This is a genomic window from Rhizobium sp. RU35A, from assembly GCF_900156005.1.
GTDB classification, from domain to species: Bacteria; Pseudomonadota; Alphaproteobacteria; order Rhizobiales; family Rhizobiaceae; genus Neorhizobium; species Neorhizobium straminoryzae.
Window position 1 is genome coordinate 1 of sequence record NZ_FTMR01000037.1, and the last position, 6,785, is coordinate 6,785.

At 63.1% G+C, this 6,785-nt stretch carries 1 protein-coding gene; it reads left to right on the forward strand.

Annotation, left to right across the window (positions count from 1 at the left end):
* On the forward strand, positions 1-6,785 hold a 6,785-nt coding region (locus F3H95_RS26865; protein WP_149748231.1), incomplete at both ends, for a hypothetical protein.

Genomic DNA, 6,785 nt, shown 5'->3' on the forward strand with positions numbered 1-6,785 from the left:
AGCGGCAGCTATGCCGGCGGTGACGTCACGCTGTCCGGCCAGTCTATCAGCCTCACCAACGCAACGATCGCCGGAAAGAACGTCAACCTGACCGCAAAGGATGAAAAGGCCGATTCCTTTTCGGCGGTGGTCCAGGTCGGGACAGCTTTCAGTGACATCAAGATCACCAAGGGCAGCCGTCTTCAGGCGGACGGTAACATCGACGTGAAGGCAACCGCCTCGGCCGTTGTCGAGGATCTCGCCTTCAACGTGAACCGTCCTTACCTCCTGTCGTCGGCAAACACGGCGTCTGCAACCGTCACCGTCGATGCGTCGAGCCTGGTAGCCGGTGGAAATGTCAATGTCGAGGCAAAGGCGACGACGGTGTCCCTGGCCAGCGATCTGCTGACCGACAGTGTCCTGCCCATTCCGGTTCCCTTTGATGCGGCGGTGGGGGTTGCGCTTTCGAGCGCGACGGTCAGCGTGCAAAATGGTGCTTCGGTGCTCAGCCGCGGTGGCGATGTCAATCTTACGGCCGACAGCCGTGCCGAAGCCGAAGCTGTCGGCACGGCGCGCAACATCACGTTCGGCCAGATCTCTCTGCCTTATGCGGCGGCGGTTTCCGTCGGGGTAGTGACCAACACTGCGGCGGTCACCGTTGATGATGCGACGCTGGCGGCCGACGGCGATGTGAATGTCCGCGCCTATGCGCTGAGCGATAACAGCAATACGTTCGACGTTCTGGCCGGCGGCTCTACCGAAGGCGCGCTGGGGATCGGCTTCAACTTTACCGATCACCAGGCCATTGCCCGCGTCCGCAATTCCAGCGTGACCGCAACGACCGGTGACGTCAATGTTCAGACGGAGAGCATTCTGCGCGCCGAACAGGCTGGGACGCTCTCCGTGAAGGACAATGCGGCCGACAACATCCTCGACCTCCTGGAAGGTGTGGTGACGGCCGTTGTCAACGAGTTCTTCACCGACGGTGGCGAGGTCAACGATACCGGGGAGAAGATCAATACCTATTGGGGCATTACCAAGGATGCCGCAACGGGAATCGATGCCCTGGCCTCCGTCTACAGCGCGGCCTGGGGCGAAAAATCGGGCATTTCCGGCAAGCGGCAGGACGGCAAGGACAAGGTCTGGGGTGCCGCGGCCGGTGCGCTCATTGCGCTGGACAACAGTTCGGCGGAGGTCTCCGCCAGCAATGGCAAGACCTCCCGCATCACGGCCGGTGGCAACCTGAACGTGGAAAGCCGCTCGAATGCGCTGACCATGAATTCGGTTGCGAGTGAAGTGGCCTATGACGGCGAGAGCGGCAGCGCCACCGCGCTTGCGCTCAACCTGTCCTACGAGAACATGGCGAATAGCGCCTTCATCAATGGCGCAGGGGCAAATCTCTCCATCGATTCCGGTGCCGTTTCGGTAAAGGCGACGCAGTTCGAGGTAAACGTCGATCCGAACGACGACAAGGTCGAGCTTCTGAAGTTCCGCGGCGAGGACATGAATGCCGGCCACTACGCCAATGGCCGTAGCATCATCGCCAATGCCCGTGCTGCAGCGCCGGATGCTGTCGCCAACACCTATGCGATTGGTATCGGTGTCTCGACGCGGGATGTGGACGCCTATATCGACAATTCCGCCGTGAAGCTTTCGCATGACGGTGCCTTGTCGATCGGCGCCGAAAATGTGTTGTCCGTACTTTATATGGAAGCGGGTGACGCCGAGGAGATGGCCGGGCTTGCCGCCGAGGCTGCCACGGGTCGTCTGGCCGACCGGCTGTCCAAAATCCGCGAAGAGGCGGAGGCTGCGAAAGCCCAGGCCACGCAGGCCAGCAACACGGCTACCACACCGGCACAGCAGACGGCGGCAAACAGCCAGATTGCGGCGGCCAATGCGGCCCTGGCACAGACGCAGGCACAACAGACGCAGGTGGCCCAGACACAGGCAGCCGCGCAGAGCGCCGCGGCAAATCCGGTTGCAAGTCTCGGTTCGACCTACACGGTCGGCTTCAACATGATCGACCAGAACACAACCGCAGAATTGCGCGGTGGCGTATCCGTCGGGTCGACGGCGTCGAATACCGGGGTCCTGTCCGGTGATGTCGGCGCGATCGCAGTCAAGGCGCATTCCGGCATGGAAGGCGGCTTGAACACCTATGCGACGCTGAATGGCGGAAGCGCTGAAAAGGGCTCCAGCGGCACCGCGCTCAATATCGGCGTGAATGTGCTTCTCGGAGAGACCACGGCCAGGATCGCGGAAAGAACCGGTTCCGGCGGCGGTGCACATGCACAGAACGTTCTTTCCTCCAGTGATGACGTGACGGTCAGCGCCCGCAACGAAACATCGTTCCAGATCGTCAACAAGAGTGCAACCGCCGAAAAGATGGTCGGTGACGCGACGGCTGCCAACCTCATCACGCTGTCCGGCGGCATCCAGATGCTGGATACCACGGCGCGTCTTGAACGGAGCGTGCTTGCCGATGGCCATGTGGCCGTGGAAGCGGCCAGCGCCAACAAGGTTGCGACCTATCTGATGGGAACGACGGCTGGTGGTCGTGTCTCGCCGGTCAGCACCGCGGTCACCAATGGTCTCAACCTGATTGCCGGCATTGCCGGCTATGATCTTGGAGACGATGCAGAAGACGGGGTGCCTCCGGCTGGCGAGGAGGATGAGACCGCTGCCAATGCCAAGCTCGGAATCGGCGCCGTGCTCAACCTTGGGCTTGTCGCCAATGCACTGCGCAACAGCACTGCGATGGCGCAATCGGCAGAGACCGCGCTGAATGCCGAGGCGGATGCTCAGAAGGTGATGAAGGAGCAGGGCAAGAAGGACTTCGTCCTGAGTGCCGGCTTCTCCTACAATTCCTTCGACAGCGTTGCTGAAACGGCAGCCAACCTGACGCTGCGCGGCGAAGGTGTGAGCCTTGGTGCGTATAATGTGACGGATGCGGATGTCTCCGTCAGTGCGAACTCCGAGTTTGACGAAGGCGCCGGCGCCACGGTTCTGTCGGTCGCCGCCAACCTCGCCAACCAGGACAACCGCGCGCTGCTCGGCGCCGGCAGCACCGTCATAGTCGGTAAGGATGGGCTGACGGTTGACGCCTCGACCAAGGCCTACGGCACCGATGAGAACGGTGACGAGACGCTGGATGCGGATACCAGCGACTTCTTTGCCCGCAGCATCGGCAAGTCCGGTCTGAAGGGAAAGCAGTTGATCATCGCGCTTGGCCTCAATATCGTCGACTTCGAGAACGAGGCGAAGATCGACAACACTGTAACGGTGCTGTCGCAGGCCGCCTATGATGCCGCCAACCAGTCGCAGCTTCAAACCGTCCTGTCCAATGGCGCCGACAAGCCGGCCGTAACGGTGACATCGCTTGCGTCCACCACCCTCAAGGCTGAAGGCAATGCGGCTAATGGCACCAATGGGCTGTTCTTCGAGGGCGAAGACGGCCTGCTCAGCTACTACGACGCCACAAAGGACATGCGGGGCGCGGCGCTTGGCCTCTCCGTTGCGAAGATGGCGACGCCGCTGATCGCCGGCTATCTGGATGCCCGCATCAAGCAGCGTCAGAAAGAACTTACCGAAGCGCATGATCCCGCCGGAGAAGGCGACGCCAAGGGGTTTGGCATCGGCATCAATGTCGGGTCACTCGACGTCAAGGCTTCCATCGGAGACGGCAATGCCATCCTCGATGTGGGCGACCTTGCGGTATCGACCGATGCGCGCGTGCGCACCAGCGCCCAGGGCGTTGCCGGCACGGGTCCATCGGATGCCATCCTCAGCCTCTCGACGGAAGCAACGGAATCGGCAGCAACGGCAATGGATGCGGCGGCTGCGATCAACGTCGTCTATGGTGACGTGTCTGCCGCCATCGGTACCGGTCGTACGGTCACGCTGCGCGATGCCGATGCAGCGGCGGGCCTCGGCGCGCTGACCGGCGATGGCGTGATCCATGCGGAAACGGTGACGGTCAGCGCCAGGACGCAGGCCATGGCGGAAGCTACGGCGGACGGAAAGGCGGCCGGTGCGCAGGCTGCCGATGGTGCGGCAGGTGCCATCAACCTGCATGATTTCGATACGACTGCAACGCTGGCGGCCTCCGTCCGCGCCACGGGCGACGTGGCCGTCAAAGCCACCTCCGATACGGTCGAGGTGGTCAAGGCCGAGGCCTCCGCGCGCGGTACGCCGATCGAAGCCTATGCGTCGAAGCTCAAGACCTCCACCAATGCGCTCCTGCTCGGATCGGATGGAAGCAATCCCAATACGAGTATCTTCGGCCGAGCGGCCGACCGCTTCAAGACCACCTATAAAGATATCAGCGCGGCCAGCAGTCAGATGCAGGGCGCCAAGCCCACGCAGGCCTTTGCGGCGGCGGTCGGCTTCAATTTTGCCGATCATGACACGAAGGCCATCGTGGCCGACAATGTGAAGATCGAGGCCGAGGGGGCTATCGACATCGTTGCCGACCACGATGCCATGTCGATGGTCGAGGCCTCGGGTGCTGCCGTGCTCAGCGATGATGCCACGGGCGCTGCGATGAGCATCAACGTCATCAAGACGACGGTTGCAACCAGCATCGGCAAGAATGTCGCGCTCGGCTCCGCGACGCATCAGGCCGGGGACGTCACCGTCGAGGCCATGAGCCGCTTCAACGCTGGCGTCAACGTCGCCGACGTCCTGCGCTACAAGACCGACGAGGACGGAAACGACGTCCTGGAAAATGGCAAAAAGGTTCTCGACGAAACCTTCCCCGATTTCACCTATTCGGCCGAGGCAATTGCCGGCGCCGGTGGTAAGGCCTCTTCGCTGACGGGCGCCTTCGCCGCAACCGTCTATCTCGGCGATACGTCCACGACTCTCGGCAATGGCGTCTCGATCAACGCGACCGGCGACACCACGATCGGCGCCTATGACCAGTCCAGGGTGGCCAACAAGGCCTGGGGCGTGTCGGCTGCGCTCGGCACCGGCACCAGCACGACGAAATCGGCCCGCGGGGCGGTCGGCTCGATCGTCTATCGCGGTCGCGACGTCACGACGACCATCGGCACCGACCTCGATCTTGAAACCGGCGGGCAGGCGGATATCGTCGCCAAGGTACTGACGCCGTCCGAGGAATGGATCGGTCCGGAAAAGGATTCGATCACCTCGTCCAAGACCTGGCACGACTATGTCGATCCGGTTCTGGGCGGTGACATCGCAGCGCCGCTGCGCAATGCCGATCCGGCCGTCACGCAGTCGCTGCATAACCAGGTCATCGCGGTGGCCGCCGCCGGCCAGAGCACGCAGGCATCCTTCAGCGGTGCGCTCGGCATCACCATTGCCAATGGCGTGACGAAGGTGGCGATCGGCGATCGGGCCCATGTCGAGGCCGAGACGATCCATGTCGAAAGCCGGATGAACCAGGAGGTGCTGGGTGTCGGTGGTTCGCTGACCGTCAGCCTGTCGGGTTCCGGCGGCACCTATGGCGCGCAGGGTGCGGTCAATGTCGTGATGGACGAAGTGCTGACCTCGGTCGGCAAGGGCGGCGTGTTCGTGGCCAATGGCGGTGATGCCGACTTCACGGCTGATGCTGAAACGCAGGCGATGTCGATCACGGCTGTCGCCTCACTGTCCGGTTCCGCCTCGTCCACCGTTGCTGCCAACATTTCGTCGAATACGTTCGAGGGCTCCGCCAGGACCGCGATTGCCGACAATGTTGCGATTACCGCAGCCGATGATGTCGGCATCTCCGCGAAGAATGACATCGATGCCTTCGCCTTTGCCGGTGCTCTCGGCGTCAGCTTCGGCAGCAGCAATGCCATTGCCGCGACGGTCGTCAGCAATGTTCAGCTGTCATCCGCCGAAAGCCTGCTGGGGTCGGGCGTAACGGTCACATCCACGGACGGATCCGTCAATCTCGCAGCAGAAACCGACGAGCGCTTGTTGTCCATTCCGGCGGCCGGCGGCGGTCTGGCAGGCGTGATCAGCGTCACGGTTGTCGACAGCACCACGCGTGCGGTGGCCGACAAGACCTCGACGCTGACGGCGGCGAGAGGGAATGTCTCGGTGACGGCCGAAAGCAGTTCGGACATCCTGGAGATCGCCGGCAGCGTGGCCCTGTCCATGAGCGGAGCCGCCTTTGGTCTCACTCTGCCCGGCACCGGTGTCAGCAAGACGGTGGAAGCCCAGATCGGCAATGCCTCGGCGCGCAACATCGAGATTGGTGCCCGCGCCTCCAACGATATTCGCCAACTGGCCGGAGCCGGTGGCGTCAGCGCGCAAGCCACCGGTGTCGGCGGAACGGTCTCCGTGCTCGTCCTCGACAATGACGTGACCGCTCGCATCGCCGAGGGCGCGACTGTGACGGCCAACGGCAATGTCTGGCTGGATGCGGCCGATGACAGCAGCCTGCTGCAGTTCGGCGGCGGCATCGGTGCCGGTCAGAGCGTCGGTGTCGGCGCCAGCGTCGGTTCGCTGGTCGTACTCGGCCATACGCTGGCGGACGTTGGCAGCAAGGCCAGCGTCACCGCGCGGGGCCTCGAGGGTGACGTCGTGACCTTCCAGGAACTGCCCGAGATTGCCGAAGCCAAGGAGGCCGATCGCAGCGGTGTCGTCCAGGGTTTCAACGGCCTCAAGGATACCGGCCTTGCCTTCGCCGATGACGTGAAGGCGGCCTTTGATACGCTGGGCAATATCGGCCAGTCGAAGGCCAAGCGCGATGCGCTGCTCGACATGCCGACCACGACGCGCACGGCCAAGGGCTTCGTGATGACTGCCAATGGCGATCATCGCGCCGTTGCCATATCGCTGGCCGTCGGTGC